General features: G+C 64.9%; 21 protein-coding genes and 1 other RNA gene. 15 read left to right on the top strand and 7 right to left on the bottom strand.

The genetic code is table 11. The annotated features are described in order from the left end of the window. The first annotated feature begins 50 nt into the window (after positions 1-50). A complete protein-coding gene (locus LF63_RS07645) occupies positions 51-491 on the top strand; it encodes an outer membrane protein assembly factor BamE (RefSeq protein WP_043100780.1) in 441 nt (146 codons plus the stop codon). 8 nt (positions 492-499) lie between these two features. Here LF63_RS07645 and LF63_RS07640 read toward each other — a convergent pair whose 3' ends face one another. Beyond that, on the bottom strand, positions 500-787 hold the full coding sequence (locus LF63_RS07640) for an RnfH family protein (RefSeq protein ID WP_043100778.1): 288 nt from the start codon (positions 785-787) through the stop codon (positions 500-502). Beyond that, on the bottom strand, positions 780-1,211 hold the full coding sequence (locus LF63_RS07635; RefSeq protein ID WP_043100776.1) for a type II toxin-antitoxin system RatA family toxin: 432 nt from the start codon (positions 1,209-1,211) through the stop codon (positions 780-782). Before LF63_RS07635 ends, LF63_RS07640 begins: the two co-directional genes overlap by 8 nt. Positions 1,212-1,273: 62 nt before the next feature. Between LF63_RS07635 and smpB the strand changes: the two genes are divergently transcribed. The 3 genes from smpB to LF63_RS07625 all read left to right on the top strand — a co-directional run bounded on the left by smpB (position 1,274) and on the right by LF63_RS07625 (position 3,436). Then, complete coding sequence (gene smpB, locus LF63_RS07630) at positions 1,274-1,759, top strand: SsrA-binding protein SmpB (RefSeq protein ID WP_043100775.1); 486 nt, start codon at positions 1,274-1,276, stop codon at positions 1,757-1,759. A gap of 73 nt (positions 1,760-1,832) precedes the next feature. Then, positions 1,833-2,188, top strand: a transfer-messenger RNA (tmRNA) gene (gene ssrA / locus LF63_RS15520). 387 nt (positions 2,189-2,575) lie between these two features. Further along, positions 2,576-3,436 carry a hypothetical protein gene (locus LF63_RS07625; RefSeq protein WP_043100774.1) on the top strand — a complete coding sequence of 287 codons (861 nt, stop codon included), beginning with the start codon at positions 2,576-2,578 and terminating at the stop codon, positions 3,434-3,436. A 103-nt stretch (positions 3,437-3,539) separates the two neighbouring features. Here the strand turns inward: LF63_RS07625 and LF63_RS07620 are convergent, their stop codons facing one another. Beyond that, on the bottom strand, positions 3,540-3,899 hold the full coding sequence (locus LF63_RS07620; protein WP_043100773.1) for an RcnB family protein: 360 nt from the start codon (positions 3,897-3,899) through the stop codon (positions 3,540-3,542). Between the two features lie 275 nt (positions 3,900-4,174). On the opposite strand from LF63_RS07620, the gene LF63_RS07615 reads away from it, so the two are divergent. From LF63_RS07615 to LF63_RS07595, 5 genes are read left to right on the top strand one after another with little or no spacing between them, the layout of a single operon-like run. Then, positions 4,175-4,516 (top strand): hypothetical protein, encoded by a 342-nt coding sequence (locus tag LF63_RS07615; RefSeq protein WP_043100772.1) that lies wholly within the window; start codon positions 4,175-4,177, stop codon positions 4,514-4,516. Positions 4,517-4,519: 3 nt separating this feature from the next. After that, on the top strand, positions 4,520-4,894 hold the full coding sequence (locus LF63_RS07610) for a GntR family transcriptional regulator (protein ID WP_043100770.1): 375 nt from the start codon (positions 4,520-4,522) through the stop codon (positions 4,892-4,894). Continuing rightward, positions 4,891-5,748 (top strand): ABC transporter ATP-binding protein, encoded by an 858-nt coding sequence (locus LF63_RS07605; RefSeq protein WP_043100768.1) that lies wholly within the window; start codon positions 4,891-4,893, stop codon positions 5,746-5,748. The genes LF63_RS07610 and LF63_RS07605 overlap by 4 nt, the downstream gene beginning before the upstream one ends. Beyond that, the gene (locus LF63_RS07600; protein WP_043100766.1) at positions 5,745-6,713 is read left to right on the top strand and encodes an ABC-2 transporter permease; all 969 of its coding nucleotides are present in this window, start codon (positions 5,745-5,747) and stop codon (positions 6,711-6,713) included. Before LF63_RS07605 ends, LF63_RS07600 begins: the two co-directional genes overlap by 4 nt. Before the next feature lie 60 nt (positions 6,714-6,773). Then, entirely contained in the window at positions 6,774-7,352 is a 579-nt protein-coding gene (locus LF63_RS07595; RefSeq protein WP_043100765.1) for a YggN family protein, read from the top strand. Positions 7,353-7,448: 96 nt separating this feature from the next. Here LF63_RS07595 and LF63_RS07590 read toward each other — a convergent pair whose 3' ends face one another. The 4 genes from LF63_RS07590 to LF63_RS07575 all read right to left on the bottom strand — a co-directional run bounded on the left by LF63_RS07590 (position 7,449) and on the right by LF63_RS07575 (position 12,104). After that, positions 7,449-8,834, bottom strand: coding sequence for a class II fumarate hydratase (locus LF63_RS07590; RefSeq protein WP_043100763.1), 1,386 nt, complete (start codon positions 8,832-8,834; stop codon positions 7,449-7,451). Between the two features lie 79 nt (positions 8,835-8,913). Next, positions 8,914-9,642 carry a proteasome-type protease gene (locus tag LF63_RS07585; RefSeq protein WP_043100761.1) on the bottom strand — a complete coding sequence of 243 codons (729 nt, stop codon included), beginning with the start codon at positions 9,640-9,642 and terminating at the stop codon, positions 8,914-8,916. A gap of 34 nt (positions 9,643-9,676) precedes the next feature. After that, the gene (locus LF63_RS07580; protein ID WP_052394831.1) at positions 9,677-10,684 is read right to left on the bottom strand and encodes an alpha-E domain-containing protein; all 1,008 of its coding nucleotides are present in this window, start codon (positions 10,682-10,684) and stop codon (positions 9,677-9,679) included. Position 10,685: 1 nt separating this feature from the next. After that, positions 10,686-12,104 carry a circularly permuted type 2 ATP-grasp protein gene (locus LF63_RS07575; protein WP_043100759.1) on the bottom strand — a complete coding sequence of 473 codons (1,419 nt, stop codon included), beginning with the start codon at positions 12,102-12,104 and terminating at the stop codon, positions 10,686-10,688. Positions 12,105-12,274: 170 nt separating this feature from the next. Between LF63_RS07575 and purB the strand changes: the two genes are divergently transcribed. The 6 genes from purB (at position 12,275) to lpdA (ending at position 21,725) form a co-directional block, all read left to right on the top strand. Then, a complete protein-coding gene (purB, locus tag LF63_RS07570) occupies positions 12,275-13,642 on the top strand; it encodes an adenylosuccinate lyase (protein ID WP_043100757.1) in 1,368 nt (455 codons plus the stop codon). A gap of 114 nt (positions 13,643-13,756) precedes the next feature. Further along, positions 13,757-14,962: a cupin domain-containing protein gene (locus tag LF63_RS07565; RefSeq protein WP_043100756.1), complete on the top strand. Its 1,206-nt coding sequence runs from the start codon at positions 13,757-13,759 to the stop codon at positions 14,960-14,962. Continuing rightward, positions 14,959-15,924 (top strand): GNAT family N-acetyltransferase, encoded by a 966-nt coding sequence (locus tag LF63_RS07560; RefSeq protein ID WP_043100754.1) that lies wholly within the window; start codon positions 14,959-14,961, stop codon positions 15,922-15,924. Before LF63_RS07565 ends, LF63_RS07560 begins: the two co-directional genes overlap by 4 nt. Before the next feature lie 172 nt (positions 15,925-16,096). Next, positions 16,097-18,940: a 2-oxoglutarate dehydrogenase E1 component gene (locus tag LF63_RS07555; protein WP_043103419.1), complete on the top strand. Its 2,844-nt coding sequence runs from the start codon at positions 16,097-16,099 to the stop codon at positions 18,938-18,940. Between the two features lie 48 nt (positions 18,941-18,988). Then, positions 18,989-20,185, top strand: a complete 1,197-nt coding sequence (gene odhB, locus LF63_RS07550) for a 2-oxoglutarate dehydrogenase complex dihydrolipoyllysine-residue succinyltransferase (RefSeq protein ID WP_043100753.1) — start codon at positions 18,989-18,991, stop codon at positions 20,183-20,185. Positions 20,186-20,297: 112 nt separating this feature from the next. Further along, positions 20,298-21,725, top strand: a complete 1,428-nt coding sequence (gene lpdA / locus LF63_RS07545; RefSeq protein WP_043100750.1) for a dihydrolipoyl dehydrogenase — start codon at positions 20,298-20,300, stop codon at positions 21,723-21,725. The last annotated feature ends 33 nt before the right edge of the window (positions 21,726-21,758 follow it).

Below are 21,758 nucleotides of genomic sequence, written 5' to 3'. Positions count from 1 at the left end.
GCACACGTAGTGTATCATCGACCCTTTGGACCAAACCGGATTTTCGCGACATGCGCAAGCTCTTTCGTCCTCTGCTCCTGGCGTGCCTCGCCGTCTCCCTGGCAAGTTGCGGCCTGGTCTACAAGCCGGCCATCCAGCAGGGGAACCTGATCGAGAAGAAAGACCTCGATCAGCTCAAGCCGGGCATGACCAAACGCCAGGTGCTGGCGCTGCTGGGTACGCCCGCGATCAACTCGCCGTTCGATCACGATCGCTGGGACTACATCCAGACCACGAAGCTGCGCGGCAAGAAGGTCGTGGAACACAAGCTCAGCCTGTACTTCGAGTACGGCGCGCTTGCCCGTACCGAGGGCACGTACTACGGCCAGAACGCCAGCAAGGAACAGGAACTGCTGGATCAGGCCAAGAAGTACCATATCGAAGCGCCGAGCAACGGCACCCGCGGCGACAAGAATCACAATGGCGACAACAGCGATTCGGACGGCTCCTGAGGACGGACCTAGTCGTCCTGCCCGCGGGCCCGGCGACGACGGGCCTGCATCGGATCCAGTTGCAACGGACGATACAGTTCCACCCGGTCGCCATCGCGAAGGCGATGATCGTGACCGACCTTGCGGCTGAAGATGCCGACCGGCAACGCACTCACATCGAGCGCCGGCAGCACCTGGCCCAGATCGCATGCCTGCAGCGCATCGGCAACGGTCGCCCCCGCAGGCAAGCGCAGATCGCGAAGATACACGCTGTCCGGGGCCGCGTACGCCACCTGCACGGAGATCGACTCAGCCATAAGCCCGCTCGGCTTCGGCGCAGAAATCGTCGACCATGCGGCTGGCCAGCCCCTGAAAGCCGATGCGCAGCGCCGCGGCACCCAGGCGCGAGGAGAGTTCAAAATCCAGTTCCAGCGCCACCTTGCAACCGGCATCGCCCATGGCCGTGAATGTCCACGCGCCATCCAGTTTGCGGAACGGGCCGTCGACGAACGTCATGTCCAGGCGCGCCGGCCGCTCGCCGCGATTGCGCGTGGTGAAGCTGTGACGCAGGCCGGCGAAGCGCAAGTCCAGACGCGCCGTCAGCGTGTCGCCCTGGCGTTCCAGCACGGTCGCCCCCACACACCAGGAAAAGCGCTTTGGGTATGCTTCGACATCGTTCACCAGATCGAACATCTGATCGGGCGTAAAGCGCACCAGGGCGCTGCGGCGAATCTGGACCACGGCTTCCTCAATTCATTCCGGCGCCGCACGACGGCGGCTGACAGACCTACAGTCTAACGAACATGGCCAAGAACAAGGACAAGGCATCGACGAACGGCGGCACGATCGCGCTGAACAAGCGTGCGCGCCACGAGTACCACATCGACCGTCGTTTCGAGGCCGGGATCGCCCTGCAGGGCTGGGAAGTGAAGGCCCTGCGCGCCGGACGCATCAACTTCGGCGACAGCTACGCCATCATCAAGGACCGCGAAATCTATCTGTTCGGCACCTCGATCCCGCCGCTGATCTCGGCCTCCACGCACGTGCTGGCGAACGACCGCCGCACACGCAAGCTGCTGCTGAACCGACACGAGATCGACGAGCTGATCGGCGCGGTCGAACGCAAGGGCTACACGCTGGTGCCCACCGCGATGTACTGGAAGCAGAACCACGTCAAGGTCGAGATCGGTCTGGCCAAGGGCAAGAAAGCGCATGACAAGCGCGAGACGGAGAAGGAACGCGACTGGAATCGCGAGAAGCAGCGCATCATGAATGCGCGCAACACCTGAACAAAGTGCGTCTGCGGGCTTGAACGGCCTCCGAACGCCTATATACTGAGTTTTGCCAACACACAGTTTCCCCGGGGGTGTCATGGCTTCGACGGGGGTAGTGCGATGGCTTGGTGCATGCCGAGGGGGCAGCTTTCCTCGATAATCCAGCCGCAAAACACATAATTGCCAACGACAGCAATTACGCTCTCGCCGCTTAAGGCGTAAGCCCCGAACCAGTCTGTGCCCGTGCGGGCCGGTGTAGGGTCATCCACGCGGGACCGCCTTCGGACTGTTGCCTGTCGGTCCAAGGTCAAATCAAGCAGGCTGGTTCTGCGGCGCGCTTTGTTCACCGTGCTGCCGTGGAACGAGACTCAACGGTGAGCTAAGCATGTAGTACCGGGCGTCAAACGCCTTCGGACGCGGGTTCGACTCCCGCCACCTCCACCAATATAGCCCGCTAAGTGATTGATTTACTTAGCGGGCTTTTTCGTTGGTTGGTCTATGTGGGTCTGGTTTGGTCCCGGTTTGGTCAACATTTCGTCAACCTTCCCCGCCCTGTTCGCCGGCGGCTTGGGCCGCGCGATATAGTCCTGGGTGATCAAGGTTCCAGATGTACTCCAGCGCGGCGAGCTGGCGGCGCTGGCAGATGGTGTGCGTGTGTCGGTGAGCGCCCATGGTCGAATCTACGGACCTGGACGCCGGACTTCCCATGCACGGATCGACTACGAAATATTCGTATATCCAAGGTGTTAAGAAACATTCTTATCCATGCCCACAGCTGGGTATGGATACCCTTTTGTGCGGCGCAACGCCATGCACAGGGGAAGAAACATCATGCGTCATATCGCATCCATTGCTGTCGCACTGCTGCTGACAGCGTGCAGCACACTGTATCCGGTGTCGCCGAATCTTGCCGACCCGACGCAGGTACCGACGAACATGCACGCCGGCCCCGCGATCACGACGGTCAAGCAGGCGCGGGAACTGGTTTTCAATGCCCAGGCCATCCTGCAGAACGCTTCCGCCAACAAGAAGACCGCGCAGACCGTGATTCAGGAAATCATCTTCTACGGCACCTTCGTGGCCGTCTTCGGCGTCATTCATGACAGCGTGGCCGCGAGGAACACCGGCGCCGGCCTCGCCGCGCTGGGCTCGGCCCTGAGCGGTCACTACCAGTTGTCCGACCAGAAGGTGGCTTTCCAGCAGGCGGCATCCGCCCTGCAATGCATCAAGCTGGCGATATCCCCGATCGATCCTGATGTCCGCGAGGCTTTCGATGGAGAGTTCAAGCCCATCGGCCGAACCGACACCGAAACGGACGATGAAAAATCCGCGCGCGAGGGATTGATGAACGCGTACATGAACGTTCCCGACGCCACCATTCACGCGATTCAGTCCGTCAACACGCATCTCGTCGCGGCGCTCAACGGCATCACGCTTCCAACACCCGGAAACGACGAAATATCGAGAATCGTCGAGGCCTACGGCAAGACGAAGACGCGATCCGACACTACGGCCGAGCAGTTGACCGCGCCTGCAGAAGATGGCGAAAAAGCCCGACTGGCCCTGGCAGGCAACACGCGGCTGTCCGGCTACACCGACAACGAACTGGCGGATGCCAAGCGCAAGTTCATCAAGGCGACGCTTCAGTATCAGGACCAGATCAACCTCTGTCTGTCCACCAATCAGCACTGACGGGGCCATGCCGCCTGGCTCAAGAAAAAGGCCGACCTCTCGCGAGGTCGGCCTTTTCACGACGGCGAGTCGCCGTCTCGCATCGACGATCAACGCATGCGCATCACTGGTTGGCGATGATGTTCAGGATCACGCCCGTGGTCATGGCAACGAGCAAGAAGTCGCCGTTGTCGCTGCGCTGCCAGCGGTACCCGCGCGGCGGCTCGTGCAGGTGATACGCGCGCCAATCGGTGACCACGTAGCGCTGCGAACGATACATTTCCGGCACGCGACCGCCTTTGTGATACCAGCCTTCCTTGCGACCGCGATCGTGATGCATGCGCTCGTAGCCATGATGTTTCCAGGCATGCGGGTTGCCATGACCGTGGCCGTGCCCCGCATGACCCGGCGGATCGGCCATGGCCGTACCGGCAAACAGCAGCGACGCCGCGCAGATCGAAACCATCAGCTTGTTCATCTTCATGGTCTTGCCCTCGTTCTTATGGTGGATCAGGGGCTGTGGTGCGTGGTGTTCCGCACGAAAACCCTTATGGACCGTGCCCCATCAGCCTGTTGGAACCTCGCGGAAGCCTAGCTGAATGCACTATCCGCCATCGTGATCCACGGCTCCAAACCGCATACGGAAGCCATTTTCCACGCTCGATCCCCTGCATAGGCCATCGGTCATAGTTGACGCTTTCGATCTTGGTGTTATAGTTCACTACAACACCAGTCACCTAGGCCACCAAGGAGGCCGTCATGAACACCAGCAAGACCATCGCCGCCGCAGCGTCCGTCGCCATCCTGGTCTCCACGCTCGCCGTCTTCCGCACCAGCGCCAATACGCCGGTCCACTTCACGCACGCCGCCGCCACGGCCGGGATCGACAACCGTCCGGTCACCGAACTGGCTCCGGTCGTCGTCTATGCCTCGGCGCTTCCGGACGGTAAAGTCGGCGCCCTCAATGCATCGTTCGATACGGACACGCACGCCGAGGGCGTGTTGCCGACCCTGGAAAGCAGCGCGCTGCGCTTCGGTTCGCAGCTGTACATGCCCTACTACTCGTTTGCCTCGAACCTGCACACCCTGATCAAGGAATAAGGCATGACCATCACCTGGAACGACAACGTCCCGATCTATCGCCAGCTGCGCGCCCGCGTAGTGGCGATGATCCTGGACGGTGCGTTGTCCGAGGGCGACGCCCTGCCCTCGGTACGACAAGTGGCCGCCGACTACCAGATCAATCCGTTGACGGTGTCGAAGGCCTATCAGGAGCTGGTGGACGAGGATCTGGTCGAAAAGCGTCGCGGACTGGGCATGTTCGTGACCGAGGGCGCACGCAAGGCACTGCTGGGTTCGGAGCGCGATCGCTTCCTGCGTGAAGAATGGCCCGCCATCCACGCCCGCATGCAGCGGCTGGGACTCAACCTGGAGCAGCTGATGAAGGCTGCCGACAACGACAAGGAGAATGCTTCATGAGCGCCGCAATCGAGGCCGCCAAGCTCACCAAGCGCTACAGCAGCACGAAGGCGCTGGACGAGGTCGATTTCAGCATCCAGGCCGGACGCATCATCGGCCTGATCGGTCCGAACGGCGCCGGCAAGACCACGGCGTTGAAAGCCATCCTCGGTCTGACCGACTTTGAAGGGTCGCTGTCGGTACTGGGCAAGGACCCGCGCAAGTCGCGCGAGGACCTGATGCGCGACGTGTGCTTCATCGCCGACGTGGCCGTGCTGCCGCGCTGGATCCGCGTGCATCAGGCCATCGACTTCGTCGAAGCGATCCATCCGCGCTTCGATCGCGCCCGTTGCGAGCAGTTCCTGGCCCGCACCAAGCTGCAGCCGCAGCAGAAGGTCAAGCAGCTCTCCAAGGGCATGATCGTGCAGCTGCACCTGGCCCTGGTCATGGCCATCGACGCCAAGCTGCTGGTGCTCGACGAACCCACGCTGGGCCTGGACATTCTCTATCGCAAGCAGTTCTACCAGAGCCTGCTGGAAGATTACTTCGACGAGGACAAGACCATTCTCGTGACCACGCACCAGGTCGAGGAGATCGAGCACATCCTCACCGACCTCATGTTCATCCGCGACGGCAAGGTCGTGCTGAACACCGACATGGACAGCATGGGCGAGCGCTTCATCGAAGTGATGGTCAATCCGGACAAGGCCGACGCCGCGCGCCAGCTGCAGCCGCTGGACGAGCGCAGCGTGTTCGGCAAGAACATCTTCCTGTTCGACGGCATCGAACGCGCCCGGCTCGAAGCGCTCGGCGAGACCCGTCGACCCTCGGTCAGCGACCTGTTCGTCGCCACCATGAAAGGAACCTACGCATGAAGACCTTCGCCTGGCTCATCAAGCGCGAATTCTGGGAGAACCGCGGAAGCTTCTTCTGGGCGCCGGTGGTCACCACAGGGGTATTCCTGCTCCTGAACATCATGGGCATCATCACCTTCGAGGTGTTCGCGGCACAGCGCAATTTCAAGATCAGCAGTCTGAACATCAATCAGTTGGTGCAGAACATGGACGCCAAGAACATGGCCAACATCGGTGTCGGCATCGATCTGGCGATGATGTCGGCCAGCAGCCTGATCGGCATCGTGCTCGGCATCGTGGTGTTCTTCTATTGCCTGGGTTCGTTGTACGACGATCGTCGCGACCGCAGCATCCTGTTCTGGAAGTCGCTGCCGATCTCCGATCGCGACACCGTGCTGTCCAAGGTCGTCAGCGCCACGGTCGTGGCTCCGGTCATCGCCACTGTGTGCGGTCTGGTCGGCGCCCTGGTCATGCTGCTGATCGTGATGCTGGTGGCGGCTTTCCACGGCGTGCACCTGTGGACCCTGCTCGGCTACGCCCATCCGTTGCGCACGCTCGCCACCATGGTCGCGCTGATTCCGGTCAACCTGGTCTGGGCCCTGCCCGCCGTCGGCTGGCTGATGCTGTGCTCGGCGTGGGCCAAGAGCAAGCCGTTCCTGTGGGCCCTGGCGGTTCCGGTCGGTGCGGGCATCGTGGTCAGCTGGTTCAGCGTGATGGGTGTGTTCAACCTCTCCAGCGGCTGGTTCTGGAAGCACATCGTCGTGCGCTCGCTGACCAGCGTGTTCCCCGGCGGCTGGATCGAGGGCGGGAAGATGACTCACATCAACATGCAAGGCTTCAACCTCGGTGACCACCTCGACAAGATCATCGGCGTGGGCAATGCCTGGAGTCAGCTGGCGCGCATGGACTTCATCATCGGCGCCGTCGTTGGTGCGGCCATGATTGCGGCAGCCATCTGGTTCCGCGGCCGCCGCGACGATTCCTGACGACCCGTCTGTACGTGCCCGGACCACCTGGTCCGGGCACTCTGCAAGGAGATACCCGTCATGACCCTTTCCCGCTTTTGCGTGATCGCCGGCGTGCTCGCCGCGACCTTCTCCATGACCGCCTGCGGCCGCAACCCGCACACCTACATCAACATCTCGCACGGCAACATCGTGCTGCAGGACGATGCTGTGACGATCCACGCCGACGACGCGCCGACCGCCACCGTAACGTCCGCCGGCGACCTCCGCATCGGCACGAAGACCATCGCCGTGGACGCCGCCCAGCGGCAACTGCTGCGCACCTACTATCAGGACGCCGAGCGGATCGGCCATCAGGCGGTCGATGTCGGCAAGGCCGGCGCGAACATGGCCGGCGGCACCATCCGTGACGTGTTCAGCAACCTGGCCGACGGCCATCCGGATCGCATCGATGCCGACGTGAAGAAACGCACCGCCACTCTTCTGGAACATGCCTCGCGCATCTGCGACACCCTGCAGTCGATGCAGGGCACGCAGGACGCGATCGCCGCCCAGCTCGACGCGTTTCGTCCCTACACGCGTCTGCAGGCCTCCGATGCACAGGAGTGCCGCGCGGACATCGCCAAGGAGCGCAGCAAGCTCGCCCAGTCCGACGACTGACGCGCTGCATCCCGCAAACAAAAAGCGCCCGGCATGCACCGGGCGCTTTTTTATGCTCGGATCACGGCGCGCAGCCGGAGCTCCGCGCCGCCACGCTCACTTGCCGTGGATGCCGCCCTTGGTCAGTTCGACCGGGTCCAGCAGCTTCTTCAGCTCGGCGTCGGACAGGCCGGTGGTCTCGCGGGCCACGTCCATGATCGGACGCTTTTCCTTGTAGGCCTGCTTGGCCGTGGCCGCGCCCTTCTCGTAGCCGATCACCGGATTGAGCGCCGTGACCAGCACCGGGTTCTTGTCGAGCGCGCCGGCGATGTTGTCCTTGTTGACCTTGAAGGTGGCGATGGCCTTGTCCGCCATCAGGCGCGAGATGTTGGCCAGAATCTCGATCGACTGCAGCAGGTTGTAGCCGATCACCGGCAGCATCACGTTGAGCTGGAAGTTACCGGCCTGACCGCCGACGGTGATGGTGGCGTCGTTGCCGATCACCTGCGCGGCGACCATCGCGGCAGCCTCGGGAATCACCGGATTGACCTTGCCCGGCATGATCGACGAACCCGGCTGCAGCGCCTCCAGCTCGATCTCGCCCAGGCCGGCCAGCGGACCGGAGTTCATCCAGCGCAGGTCGTTGGCGATCTTCATCAGCGACACGGCGTAGGTCTTCAGCGCGCCCGACAGCTCGACCGCGGCGTCCTGCGAGGAGATGCCCTCGAAGTAGTTCTCGGCCGATTCGAACTTCACCTTGGTCATCTTCTTCAGCTCGACCGCCACGGCCGGGCCGATCTTCGGATCGGCGTTGATGCCGGTGCCGACCGCGCTGCCGCCCAGCGGCAGACGGCGCATGCGCTTGAGCGCGTCCTCGATGCGCTCGATGGCCGAACCGACCTGCGCCGACCAGCCCGACAGTTCCTGGCCGAAGGTCACCGGCATGGCATCCATCAGATGCGTGCGGCCCGTCTTGGCGACGTTCTTGAGCTGGCGCGCGCGCTTGTCGATGGCCTTCTTGAAGTGCTTGAGCGCCGGCAGCAGCTGCTCGCTGGCGGTCAGCGTGGCGCTGACGTGGATGGCGGTCGGGATGACGTCGTTGGAGCTCTGCCCGTAGTTGACGTCGTCGTTCGGGTGCACCTTGCGGTTACTGGCACTGCTGGCCAGATGCGCGATGACCTCGTTGGCGTTCATGTTGGAGCTGGTGCCCGAACCGGTCTGGAAGATGTCGATCGGGAAATGCGCGTCGACCTCGCCGGCGATGACCTTGTCGGCCGCCTTGCGGATCGCCGTCGCCTGCACCTTCGGCATGTGGCCCAGCTTGGCGTTGGCCTCGGCCGCGGCGGCCTTGATCAGGCCCAGCGCGCGAATGAACTCGCGCGGCATGCGCAGGCCGGACACCGGGAAGTTGTCGACCGCGCGCTGCGTCTGCGCACCCCACAACGCATCGGCGGGCACCTGCAGTTCGCCCATGCTGTCGTGTTCGGTTCGGAACGTGCTCATGCTGACTCCGGGAATCGGTGGGAAACGCCCATTATACCGGGCCACGTCGGGTTTCCGCCGTGCCGTCCGCCGTCGCGCGCTACCACTCGTGCTCGGGCAGCGCCTCGAACAGCCGGTGAAGGCCCTGGTCCCACTCCCGGTTGACCTGATTCATGTACGCATCGTCTTCCATCAGGCGCTGACGCGTCTCCACCCGCAGGCTGTCGGTCCGGTAGATCAGCAGATCGATGGGGGCACCGACCGAGAGGTTGGAGCGAATGGTGGCGTCGAAGGAGATCAACGCGCACTTGACCCCCGCCGCCAGCCGGGACTGGCGGTGGATCATGCGGTCGAGGATCGGCTTGCCGTACTTGATCTCGCCGATCTGGAAGTACGGCGTGTCGTTGAGCGCCTCGATGAAGTTGCCTTCCGAATAGACCAAAAACAGGCGCGGCGTCTCGCCCGCGATCTGGCCGCCGAGGATGAAGCTGGCCGAGGCGTCGATGTTCTGTTCGCGCAGGTATTTTTCGTCGTGCGCGCGCACTTCGCGCATGGCGTCGCCCAGCAGCCGCGCGGCCTCGTACATCGAACGGACGTTCCACAACGAAGGCGCCTGCGGGTCCTCGCGCACGCGCATCTCCAGGAGGTTCAGAGCGTTCTGCGTCACCGAAAGATTGCCAGCCGACAACGCGACCAGCACGCGGTCGCCGGCGTTCTCGAACACGCGCATCTTCTCGAAACGGGCGATCTTGTCGATGCCCGCGTTGGTGCGCGAGTCGGAGACGAAGACGAGTCCTTCGTCGAGACTCATGCCGATACAGTAGGTCATGGTTTCAGGCTGGCCGGAGCGGGATAAATGGTCGTCAGCTTACCATCGCGCCGACGTTGCGCCCGGCTTCGCTACCCAGACCCGCGCCGATGTCGGTGGACGTCATGAAGGTCTCGACGATGGTCCAGGTCAGTGCCTCCAGCCGCTGCATGAAATCGTCCAGGAATACCTTGATGCCCTGCTCCTGCACCTCCGCCATGCAGCCGTAGCGGAGCCGCGCGGCCAGCGCGCCGGCCTGACGCACCACCTCGCTGCGCGGTTCCTCGGCCAGCAGTTCGAGAATGCGATGCAAGGTCTGCGTGCACACCGCGAGCGAATGCGGCATGTCCTGCTGGAAGATCATCATCTCGGACACATGCAGCGGATGGACCGCATCGCGGTAGGTCTTGCGGTAGGTCTCGAAGGCCGACATCGCCTGCAACATCGCGCTCCACTGGTAGTACTGGATGAAGTCGCGCGAGCCGCTCTCCGGCTCCTCGCCCTGGGCGTACTTGATGTCGAGCAGGCGCACGGTGTTGTCGGCGCGCTCGACCGAGGTACCGAGCACCATGAAGTGATAGCCCTCGTCGCGCCCCATGGTGCCGATGGTGACGCCGCGGAACGCTGCCGAGCGCGTCTTGACCCATTCCAGAAACGGCGACACGCCATCGCTGCTGGCGGCGCCCTCGCTGGCCTCTTCCAGATCCAGCCACGAGGTGTTGAGTTCCTGATACATCTCGGCCGTGATCGCGCCGCGCTGCGCGCGACCGAGCTCGCGCCCCTGGAACAGGCAGTTGCGGATCGAGGACGGGTTGTCGGCATCCAGCATCAGCCAGCGCAGGACGCGTTCGACCTGAATCTCGCCGCACGTCTGTTCGTACGGTTCCAGTTGACCCAGCGCGTCCAGTCCGCGTCGCCAGGCGGTCGTGGACGACTTGCCGGGGTCCAGCCGCTCGGGCAGCAGGGAGATGCGCTGGGTCAGATCGATCAGCCGCGCGGTGTTCTCCGCGCGCTCGACGTAACGCGACAGCCAGTACAGATCGCTTGCAGTGCGACACAGCATGTCAGCCCTCCAGTACCCAGGTGTCCTTGGTGCCGCCGCCCTGGGACGAGTTGACCACCAGGGAACCCTCGCGCAACGCCACGCGGGTCAGTCCGCCCGGCACGACCATGGTCTCGCTGCCCGACAGCACGTACGGCCGCAGGTCCACGTGCCGCGGCGCCACGCCGGAATCCACGAACGTCGGACACGTCGACAGCGACAGCGTCGGCTGCGCGATGTAACGCTCCGGCTCGGCCAAAATCTGCTGGCGGAAGGTCTCGATCTCGGCCTTGCTCGCGGTCGGACCGATCAGCATGCCGTAGCCGCCGGCGCCCTGCGCTTCCTTGACCACCAGTTCTTCCAGATGATCGAGGACGTACTTGCGGTCGTCGTCATGACGCAGACGGTAGGTCGGCACGTTGAGCAGGATCGGGTCCTCGCTCAGGTAAAAGCGGATCATCTCCGGCACATAGGGATAGATCGACTTGTCGTCAGCGACGCCGGTGCCGAAACTGTTGGCCAGCGTGACCCGACCCGCGGCGACTGCCGAGAACAGTCCCGGCACGCCCAGCACCGAGTCGGGACGGAACACCTGCGGATCGAGGAAATCGTCGTCGATGCGGCGATAGATGACGTGCACGCGTCGCGGTCCGCGGGTGGTGCGCATGTAGACCGTGTCGTCGCGCACGAACAGGTCCTGCCCCTCGACCAGCTCCACGCCCATCTGCTGCGCCAGAAAGGCGTGCTCGAAATAGGCCGAGTTGAACGACCCCGGCGTCAGCACCGCGACCACCGGCTCGTCCAGTCCCTCCGGACCGACCGACTGCAGGGTCTCCAGCAGCAGCGCCGGGTAGTGCTCGACCGGCGCGACCGACTGCGTGGCGAACAGCTCCGGAAACAACCGCATCATCATCTTGCGGTTCTCGAGCATGTAGGACACGCCCGACGGCACGCGCAGATTGTCTTCCAGCACGTAGTACTCGCCCTGGCCCGCGCGCACGATGTCGATGCCGGCGATATGGGCATATACCTCGTTGGGCAGATCGATACCCTGCATTTGCGGGCGGTACTGGGAGTTCCTCAGCACCAGCGACTCCGGAATCACCCCGAATTCGAGGATGCGTCGGCCGTGGTAAATGTCGTGCAGGAACATGTTGAGCGCGCGCACGCGCTGGATCAGTCCGGCCTCCAGCACCTTCCACTCTCCGGCGGGGATGATGCGCGGAGCGATGTCGAAAGGAATCAGTCGTTCGCCGCCGCTTTCCTCGCCGTAGACCGCAAAAGTGATGCCCACGCGGTGAAAGGAAATTTCCGCCTGCCGCCGCTTCTGCGCGATCCGCGCATCCTGGGTGTCGTCCATCCATGCCGCGAATGGCGCGTAATGCGCCCGGATATGGCCCTCGGCGTCGTACATCTCGTCGTACGGGGGGTGCGACGACATCGGTTCGAGCTCCCTGGCCGGCACGCCGGCCGCTGTGGATCGGTGCGTGACACGTTCGACGACCATCCTCGCATACGCCGTGTGAAGTTCCGGGTAATCGTGCGGCCGCGATCCCTGTCGCCGGCAAGTCCATTACAATAGGGCGCTTGTTCCGACCGGAAGCCTGCTTCATGTCCCTGACTCCGTTGACCGCCCTCTCGCCGCTGGACGGCCGTTATGCCGCCAAGGTCGAGATGCTGCGCCCGATCTTCAGCGAATACGGCCTGATGCACCGCCGCGTCCGCGTCGAGATTGCCTGGCTGCTGGCGCTGGCTGCCGAACCGGGCATCGTCGAACTGGCACCATTCTCCACCGCCGCCGCGGCGCGCCTGCAGGCCATCGCCGACGACTTCTCGGTCGAAGACGGTCAGCGCATCAAGGACATCGAGGCGACGACCAACCATGACGTCAAGGCCGTCGAGTACTTCATCAAGGAGCGCATCGGCGACGACGTCGAGCTGGGCGCGGCCAAGGAATTCGTGCACTTCGCCTGCACCAGCGAGGACATCAACAATCTGTCCTACGCGCTGATGTTGCGCGACGCGCGCGACGCCGTGCTGCTGCCGCAACTGGACGCGGTGATCGGTTGCCTGCGCGACATGGCGCACGCCAACGCCGACCTGCCCATGCTTTCGCGCACCCACGGCCAGACCGCCTCGCCGACCACCTTGGGCAAGGAACTGGCCAACGTCGTCGCGCGTCTGCAACGCCAGCGCGCGCAATTGGCGCGCGTCGAGGTGCCGGCCAAGATCAATGGCGCGGTGGGCAACTACAACGCCCATGCCGTGACCTACCCGGACATCGACTGGCGCGGTTTCTCGCAGCGCTTCGTCGAGAGCCTGGGCCTGGACTGGAACCCGTACACCACGCAGATCGAGCCGCACGACGGCGTCGCCGAGTACTGCGACGCGGTGCGCCGCGCCAACGTCATCATGATCGACCTGGCACGCGACATCTGGGGCTACATCTCGCAGGGCTATTTCAAGCAGGCGCTGAAGGAAGGCGAAATCGGTTCCTCGACCATGCCGCACAAGGTCAACCCGATCGACTTCGAGAATGCCGAGGGCAATTTCGGCGTGGCCGACGCCCTGCTCGACCACTTCGCGCAGAAGCTGCCGATCAGCCGCTGGCAGCGCGACCTGACCGACTCCACCGTGCTGCGCGGCCTCGGTACCGCGTTCGGCCATACGCTGGTGGCGCTGGCTTCGCTGCAGAAGGGTCTGGGCAAGCTGGAGGTCAACCCCGAACGCCTGGCCGCCGATCTGGACGCCAACTGGGAAGTGCTGGCCGAAGCCGTGCAGACCGTGATGCGCCGCTACGGCTTGCCCAGTCCGTACGAGCAGCTCAAGGCGCTCACGCGCGGCCGCGGCATCACGCGCGATTCGATGCGCGAGTTCATCGGCCAGCTCGACCTGCCCGAAGCCGACAAGCGGCGTCTGCTGGAACTGACGCCGGCCGGTTATACCGGCCTGGCCGCGGAACTCGCGCGCGATATCTGAATCCACCACCGGGCCGCGACGTAAGGTCGCGCCCGGAACCGCTCGAGCGTCGTTCCAGGATGGCGCATCGAGGTCTGAGACCCTTCGGGGCGGACCCCTCGATACACTAGGCCGATGACTCCACGCACACGTTCCCGCAACCAGCCACCGATCGAAGTCCGCGGCTCGGCCCGGCTGCCGCTCGGCATGCCGGCCGCGCGCTTCCTCGAACTGTACTGGCAGAAGCACCCGCTGCTGATCCGCAACGCGTTCCCGAACTTTGAACTGCCGCTGCGGCCCGAGGATCTCGGCGGGCTGGCCTGCGAGGACGCCGCGCTGTCGCGCATCGTCATCCACGATCCAAAGAACGATCACTGGGAACTGCGCCAGGGACCGTTCGAGGAAGCGACCTTCGCGCAGCTGCCCGAGGATCGCTGGACCCTGCTGGTGCAGGATGTCGACAAGTGGGATGCCGACGTCGCGCGCCTGCTCGACCCATTCCGCTTCCTGCCGTCCTGGCGCATCGACGACGTGATGGTGAGCTACGCCGAGGACGGCGGCGGCGTGGGCGCGCACGTCGACCAGTACGACGTGTTCCTGCTGCAGGGCATGGGCCGCCGTCGCTGGTCGATCGACAGCAACCCGGACGCACCGCAGGATTTTCGCGACGACGTCGAACTGAAGTTGCTGCGCCAGTTCACGCCGGATCACACCTGGGTGCTGGAACCGGGCGACATGCTCTACCTGCCGCCCAACATCGCGCACGACGGTGTCGCGCAGGGCGCCTGCCTGACCTTCTCCGTGGGCATGCGCGCGCCGGCGCACGCCGAATTGCTGACCGACCTGGTCGATCACGTCGCCGAGCAACTGCCGGAACAGCAGCGCTACCGCGATCCCGACCTGCGCCCCGCGCCGACCCCGGGCGAAATCGACGAAGCCGCGCTGAACCGCCTGTGCGCGCGGCTGGGACCGGCCGCCGACCTGCTCTCGCGCGACGCCCTGGCCGAATGGTTCGGCTGCTTCATCACCCGCTACCGCAGCGCGCAGTTCGCGGCGCCGCCGGCGCGCAAGCGGTCGCACAAGCAACTGCTCAACGCGCTGGCCGCCGGCGCCACCTTCGTGCGCCATCCGTGGACGCGCTTTGCCTGGGTACGCCGTCGTGGCGGCGCCACGTTGTTCGCCGCCGGCAACGCCTATCACTGCACGATGAGCATGGCCCGCTGGCTGTGCAGCGAGCGCATCCAGCACTTGCAGAAGCCACCCGACGAGGCCGCCCAGGACGTGTTGCTGGCGCTGATCAACGACGGCCACCTGGCACTCAAGCGAGGCCGCGCCAAATGACGCTCTCGGCGGATTTCCATGTCGAACCGGCGGACTGGAACGCCGACCGAACCGCCCTTCGGGCGATCCGCGACGTGGTCTTCATCCAGGAACAGAACGTGCCCATCGAAGAGGAATGGGACGAACTGGACCCGCAATGCCATCACGTTCTCGCCCGCGCCGCCGACGGCACGCCGATCGGCACCGGCCGCCTGACCCCCCAGCGCACCATTGGCCGCATGGCCGTACTCGCCGACTGGCGCGGTCGCAACGTCGGCGCGGCCATGCTGCAGGCCCTGATCGACCGCGCTCGTGCGCTCGGCTGGACACGCGTGAGCCTGCACGCGCAGGTCCACGCCATCGGCTTCTACGAACGCCATGGGTTCCAGGCCGAGGGCGAACCGTTCATGGAAGCCGGCATCGAGCACCGCACCATGCAGCGCGATCTGGAACCGCTGGAGGCCGCGCCCGGCGAACGCGGCATCGCGGTCGAGCGCCCCGCCTACCGATTGCTGCAGACGGAAACCTGCAGCGATGTCATCGCGGCCGTGCTGCAACTGCTCGCCGACGCGCGGCACGCCTTCGTCGTCCATCATCGCGATCTCGCGCCCGGCGTACTGGACCACGACGACGTACTGACCGCCGTGCGCAAGCTGGCGACCTCCGGACGCGGCGCGGACGTGCGCATGCTGCTGGCCGACCCGGCGCAGGCGCTGCGCGACGATCATCGCCTGATCCCGCTGGCCCAGCGCCTGCCCAGCACCCTGCACTTGCGCCAGCCGGTCGAGGACGAGGACCGCGCCTATCCCTCGGCGTTCTTCGCCAACGACAACGGCGGCTATCTGATGCTGCCGCAGGTCGGACGCTTCGATGGACGCGGCGCAACCTGCAACCTCGGGGCCAACCGTCAGCTGATCGCCTACTTCGACGAAGTATGGCAACGCGCCGCGCCGGCCACGGTCCTGCGCAGCCTGGAACTATGAACAAACCCGGGCATGCACACCCGTCATGAGTCCAAACCTTGTCCCAACACCGTAACGAGTGGCTATAATTAACGGGATTTTGAGCCTTGCGGACGAATAGTTCGCTCCAGCAGGCCCGAAACGACCCTCCGGCGTGCGCCAGCGCGCCCTTTTCATTTTTGCCGGTGGTGACGTGAGCGCAAATCTGATCCGCGAATTCATGGAATCCTCGCAACTCGGCAGCAACGCCGACTATGTCGAGGAACTGTACGAAACCTGGCTTTCCGACCCTTCGGCTCTCCCCGAATCCTGGTCCGAGTACTTTGCCAAGCTGGCCGACGGCCACGCTGGCGATGTGCCGCACTCGGCCATCATTGCCCGCATCGAGGCCGCACAGCGCGATCGCGATCGCAACGGCCATGCCGGCGTACCGATGAGCGACGCGCACGCCCGCAAGCAGGCCGGCGTGCTGCGCATCCTCACGGCCTACCGGTCGCGAGGCCATCTGGGTGCCGACCTCGATCCGCTGAAGCTGGCCAACAAGCTGCCGGCGCCGGACCTGGGCTTGCCGTTCCACGGCCTGGCCGAATCCGATCTCGATACCGAATTCGATACCGGCACCTACTGCGGCGGCGATGCCGGCCGCATGAAGCTGCGCGATCTGCTCGCGCGCCTGCAGAAAACCTACACCCGCTCGATCGGCGCCGAGTTCATGCACATCAGCGACCACGAGCAGCGTCGCTGGGTGTATTCGCGTCTGGAGAAAGCCGCCGGCGAGCCGGGCCTGAGCGACGAGGAAAAGCGCCGCGTGCTCGAGCGTCTGACCGCCGCCGACGGCCTGGAACGCTACCTGCACACCCGCTACGTCGGCCAGAAGCGCTTCTCGCTGGAAGGCGGCGACAGCATGATCCCGATGCTCGACGCGCTGATCCGGCGCTGCGGCGAAGACAACATCGAGGAACTGGTGATCGGCATGGCCCATCGCGGCCGCCTGAACATGCTGGTCAACACCCTGGGCAAACCGCCCGCCGAGCTGTTCGACGAGTTCGAGGGCAAGTTCCAGCATCCGGACGACCCCGAATACAGCGGCGACGTGAAGTACCACATGGGCTTCTCGGCCGACGTCAAGACGCCCAGCGGCAACGGCGTGCACCTGGCCATGGCCTTCAACCCGTCGCACCTGGAGATCGTCGACCCGGTGGTGATCGGCTCGGTGCGCGCGCGCCAGGCCCGCCGCCGCGATGCGGACCACGAAAAGGTGCTGCCGCTGCTGATCCACGGCGACGCGGCCTTCGCCGGCCAGGGCGTGGTGATGGAGACCCTGCAGATGTCCCAGGCCCGCGGCTTCGCCGTCGGCGGCACCGTGCACGTGGTCATCAACAACCAGGTCGGCTTCACCATCTCCAACCCGCACGACGCGCGTTCGACCCTGTATTGCACCGACGTGGCCAAGATGGTCAACGCGCCGGTGTTCCACGTCAACGGCGACGATCCCGAGGCCGTGGTGCAGGTCGCGCGGCTGGCGTTCGAGTTCCGCCGCACGTTCAAGAAGGACGTGGTGATCGACCTGGTCTGCTACCGCCGCAACGGCCACAACGAGGCCGACGAGCCGGCCGCCACGCAGCCGCTGATGTACCAGATCATCCGCAAGCATCCGGTGCCCCGCGCCATCTACGCCGAGCGCCTGGAGAAAGCCGGCGTGATCGACGACGCCCACGCCAAGGGCCTGGTCGAGCGCTACCGCGAGCTGCTGGAAAGCGGCGGTCCGGTCACCGACCTGGACACCGAGAAAGGCGGCACCACGTTCCAGTGGAGTCAGCACATCGGCGGCAAGCTGGACGAAGACATCGATACCGGCATCGAGCGCAAGACCGCCTCCGAACTGCTGGACGTGATCCTGAAGACGCCGGACGACTTCAAGCTGCAGTCGCGCGTGGCCAAGATCTACGAAGCGCGCCGCGCGATGGCCGCTGGCGAGCAGCCCGCCGACTGGGGCTTCGCCGAGAACCTGGCCTACGCGGGCATCATCAAGGACGGCTACGATCTGCGTCTGGTCGGACAGGATTCTGGCCGCGGCACCTTCTTCCACCGCCACGCCGTGTTGCACGACCAGCAGAGCGGCAAGACCGCCCTGCCCCTGGCCGACATCGATCCCGAGCGCAACGTCGAGGTGATCGATTCGCTGCTCAGCGAAGAAGCGGTCATGGCCTTCGAATACGGCTACGCCACCGCCGATCCGAAGTCGCTGGTGATCTGGGAAGCCCAGTTCGGCGACTTCGCCAACGGCGCGCAGGTGGTGATCGACCAGTTCATCAGCGCCGGCGAGTCCAAGTGGAACCGCCTGTGCGGTCTGGTGCTGTATCTGCCGCACGGCTACGAAGGCCAGGGCCCCGAGCATTCCTCGGCACGCCTGGAACGCTATCTGCAGCTGTGCGCGCTCAACAACATGCAGGTGTGCGTGCCGACCACGCCGGCGCAGACCTTCCACATGATCCGCCGGCAGATGCTGCGCCGCGTGCGCAAGCCGCTGATCGTGATGACGCCGAAGTCGCTGCTGCGTCACAAGCTGGCCGTGTCCAGCCTGGACGAGCTGGCCTCGGGCCAGTTCCAGACCGTGATCGGCGACCAGCGCCTGAAGCAGCCGAAGAAGGCCAAGCGCGTGGTGCTGTGCTCGGGCAAGGTCTACTACGACCTGTTCGAGGAAGCCGAACAGCGCGAACTGACCGACGTCGCCGTCGTGCGCGTCGAGCAGCTGTACCCGTTCCCGCGCGAACGCGTGGTCGAGGAACTGGCCAGGCACAGCGCCGCCAAGGAAGTCATCTGGTGCCAGGAAGAACCCATGAATCAGGGCGCGTGGTTCCAGATCCGTCATCACCTGCAGGCCTGCACCGACGGCAAGTACAAGCTGTCCTACGCCGGCCGCGCACGCTCCGCCGCGCCGGCCTGCGGTCATGCCAACATGCACGCCGCCGAACAGAAGGCGCTGGTCGAACAGGCGCTGGTCGATCCGGTCAGCGACGGCCACACCGCCGAATAACCCGACATCCCCTTACACGCATCACGCCATACCCAACAGGACAACCCCATGGCCATCGAAGTCAAAGTCCCGGTACTTCCCGAATCGGTTTCCGACGCCACCATCGCCGACTGGCACAAGAAGGCCGGTGACGCGGTCCGTCGCGACGAGAATCTGGTCGACCTGGAAACCGACAAAGTGGTGCTGGAAGTGCCTTCGCCCGTCGACGGCGTGCTGAAGGAAATCAAGTTCGAGTCCGGCGACACCGTCAACAGCGAGCAGGTCATCGCCCTGATCGAGGAAGGCGCGGCCGCGCCGGCCCCGGCAGCCGAGGACAAGAGCGACGCCAAGGCCGAGGCGCCTGCTGCGCCGGCCAAGGCCGAAGCGCCGAAGGCCGCCAAGGGCAGCGAAGACCTGTCGCCGGCCGGTCGCCGCGTGGCCACCGAGGAAGGCATCGACGCCAGCACCGTCGAAGGCACCGGCCGCGGCGGTCGCGTGACCAAGGAAGACCTGGTCAAGCACGGCAAGGGCGGCGCGGCGGCCGCTGCGCTGGCCGCGCCGGGTGCGCGTCCGGAAGAGCGCGTGCCGATGACGCGCATCCGCAAGCGCATCGCCGAGCGCCTGATGCAGTCCAAGGACTCCATCGCCATGCTGACCTCGTTCAACGAGGTCAACCTGGCCCAGGTCGCCAAGATGCGCAAGACCTTCGGCGAGCAGTTCCTGAAGGAGCACGGCGTGAAGCTCGGCTTCATGAGCTTCTTCGTGAAGGCCGTGTGCGAGGCGCTGAAGCGCCATCCGGTCGTCAACGCCTCGGTCGACGGCGACGACATCATCTATCACGGCTACCAGGACATCTCCATCGCGGTGTCCACCGAGAAGGGTCTGGTGACGCCGGTGCTGCGCGACGCGCAGGACATGAGCTTCGCCGAGATCGAGCAGGCCATCGGCGACTACGCCGCCAAGGCGCGCGCCGGCAAGCTGAGCCTGGACGACCTGCAGGGCGGCACCTTCACCATCACCAACGGTGGCACCTTCGGTTCGCTGATGTCCACGCCGATCGTCAACCCGCCGCAGAGCGCGATCCTGGGCATGCACACCATCAAGGAGCGTGCGGTGGTCGAGAACGGCCAGGTCGTCGCCGCGCCGATGATGTACATCGCCATCAGCTACGACCATCGCATCATCGACGGCAAGGACGCGGTGCTGTTCCTGGTCGACATCAAGAACCAGCTGGAAAACCCGCACCGCATGCTGCTCGGCCTGTAAGGCCGAAGAAGAGCCGGCATGGATGTCGGGGCGCCGCGACCCGTTGAAGTCGCATGCCGTCGCCCTGACATCCGATCCTGACACCCCTTTCCCGAATCTCGTGAGCGAAGCAATGAGCGAAACCAAGTTCGACGTCATCGTCATCGGCGGCGGCCCCGCCGGCTATGTGGCCGCGATCCGCGCCGCGCAGTTGGGCCTGAAGACCGCCTGCATCGACGCCTTCGAGGGCAAGGACGGCAAGCAGGCGCTGGGCGGCACCTGTCTCAACGTGGGCTGCATCCCGTCCAAGGCGCTGCTCGATTCCTCGCGCCAGTTCGAGAACCTGACCAGTCACTTCGACGTCCACGGCATCACCGCCAAGGACCCGCAGATCGACGTCAAGACGATGGTTGGCCGCAAGGACAAGATCGTCAAGCAGTTCACCGGCGGCATCGGCATGCTGTTCAAGTCGAACAAGGTCACGCCCTTCTTCGGCACCGGCAAGCTGCTCGCGGGCAACAAGGTCGAGGTGACAGGCAAGGACGGCGACACGCAGACGCTGGAAGCGGTCAACGTGATCCTGGCCACCGGCTCGGTGCCGGTGGAGCTGCCGTTCGCCAAGTTCGACGGCAAGTTGATCGTCGACAACGCCGGCGCGCTGGACTTCGACAAGACGCCGAAGCGCCTAGGCGTGATCGGCGCCGGCGTGATCGGCCTGGAACTGGGCAGCGTGTGGCGCCGCCTGGGCGCCGAGGTCACCGTGATCGAGGCCCTGCCCGACTTCCTCGCCGCCGCGGATCAGGACATCGCCAAGATCGCCGCGCGCGAGTTCAAGAAGCAGGGTCTGGACATCCGTCTCGGCGCCAAGGTCAGCAAGGCCGAGGCCAAGAAGACCGTGGTCGAGATCACCTACGAAGACAAGAACGGCGAGCAGAAGCTGACCGTCGACAAGCTGCTGGTGGCCGTCGGCCGCCGCGCCTACACCGAGGGTCTGCTCGGCGAAGGCACCGGCGTGAAGACCGACGAACGCGGCCGCATCGCGGTCGACGAGCACTGCTGGACCGGCGTCGACGGCGTCTGGGCCGTCGGCGATTGCGTGCGCGGCCCGATGCTGGCGCACAAGGGTTCCGAGGAAGGCGTGATGGTCGCCGAGCTGATCGCCGGCAAGGCCGGTCACATCGACTACGACGTGATCCCGTGGGTCATCTACACCGAGCCGGAAGTGGCCTGGGCCGGCAAGACCGAGCAGCAGTGCAAGGACGAGGGCATTCCGTACAAGACCGGCAGCTTCCCGTTCTCCGCCATCGGCCGCGCCGTGGCCATGAACGACACCGCCGGCCAGGTGAAGGTCATCGCCCATGCCGAGACCGACCGCCTGCTGGGCGTGCACATGGTCGGACCGTGCGTGTCCGAACTGATCGCCGAGGCCGTGGTGGCGATGGAGTTCAAGGGCTCCGCCGAGGATCTGGCGCGCATCGTGCACGCCCATCCGACGCTGTCCGAGGCCGTGCACGAGGCCGCGCTGTCGGTCGACAAGCGCGCCATCCACAAGGCCAACTGATCCACCGTTCCAGGCCCGCGGCACATCGCCGCG

It is taken from the genome of Oleiagrimonas soli, from assembly GCF_000761445.1.
Taxonomy (GTDB): Bacteria; Pseudomonadota; Gammaproteobacteria; order Xanthomonadales; family Rhodanobacteraceae; genus Oleiagrimonas; species Oleiagrimonas soli.
Note: the sequence above shows the minus strand (reverse complement) of the source record. Positions and strands in the feature narration are given on the sequence as shown.

Bases quoted from the DNA above. Each gene is read 5' to 3' on its own strand.
- lpdA (WP_043100750.1), top strand. From the start codon at position 20,298: ATGAGCGAAACCAAGTTCGACGTCATCGTCATCGGCGGCGGCCCCGCC.
- LF63_RS07620 (WP_043100773.1), bottom strand. From the start codon at position 3,899: ATGAAGATGAACAAGCTGATGGTTTCGATCTGCGCGGCGTCGCTGCTG.
- smpB (WP_043100775.1), top strand. From the start codon at position 1,274: ATGGCCAAGAACAAGGACAAGGCATCGACGAACGGCGGCACGATCGCG.
- LF63_RS07615 (WP_043100772.1), top strand. From the start codon at position 4,175: ATGAACACCAGCAAGACCATCGCCGCCGCAGCGTCCGTCGCCATCCTG.
- odhB (WP_043100753.1), top strand. From the start codon at position 18,989: ATGGCCATCGAAGTCAAAGTCCCGGTACTTCCCGAATCGGTTTCCGAC.
- LF63_RS07605 (WP_043100768.1), top strand. From the start codon at position 4,891: ATGAGCGCCGCAATCGAGGCCGCCAAGCTCACCAAGCGCTACAGCAGC.
- LF63_RS07625 (WP_043100774.1), top strand. From the start codon at position 2,576: ATGCGTCATATCGCATCCATTGCTGTCGCACTGCTGCTGACAGCGTGC.
- LF63_RS07585 (WP_043100761.1), bottom strand. From the start codon at position 9,642: ATGACCTACTGTATCGGCATGAGTCTCGACGAAGGACTCGTCTTCGTC.
- LF63_RS07610 (WP_043100770.1), top strand. From the start codon at position 4,520: ATGACCATCACCTGGAACGACAACGTCCCGATCTATCGCCAGCTGCGC.
- LF63_RS07575 (WP_043100759.1), bottom strand. From the start codon at position 12,104: ATGTCGTCGCACCCCCCGTACGACGAGATGTACGACGCCGAGGGCCAT.
- LF63_RS07640 (WP_043100778.1), bottom strand. From the start codon at position 787: ATGGCTGAGTCGATCTCCGTGCAGGTGGCGTACGCGGCCCCGGACAGC.
- LF63_RS07590 (WP_043100763.1), bottom strand. From the start codon at position 8,834: ATGAGCACGTTCCGAACCGAACACGACAGCATGGGCGAACTGCAGGTG.
- LF63_RS07565 (WP_043100756.1), top strand. From the start codon at position 13,757: ATGACTCCACGCACACGTTCCCGCAACCAGCCACCGATCGAAGTCCGC.
- LF63_RS07645 (WP_043100780.1), top strand. From the start codon at position 51: ATGCGCAAGCTCTTTCGTCCTCTGCTCCTGGCGTGCCTCGCCGTCTCC.
- LF63_RS07580 (WP_052394831.1), bottom strand. From the start codon at position 10,684: ATGCTGTGTCGCACTGCAAGCGATCTGTACTGGCTGTCGCGTTACGTC.
- LF63_RS07600 (WP_043100766.1), top strand. From the start codon at position 5,745: ATGAAGACCTTCGCCTGGCTCATCAAGCGCGAATTCTGGGAGAACCGC.
- LF63_RS07560 (WP_043100754.1), top strand. From the start codon at position 14,959: ATGACGCTCTCGGCGGATTTCCATGTCGAACCGGCGGACTGGAACGCC.
- LF63_RS07595 (WP_043100765.1), top strand. From the start codon at position 6,774: ATGACCCTTTCCCGCTTTTGCGTGATCGCCGGCGTGCTCGCCGCGACC.
- purB (WP_043100757.1), top strand. From the start codon at position 12,275: ATGTCCCTGACTCCGTTGACCGCCCTCTCGCCGCTGGACGGCCGTTAT.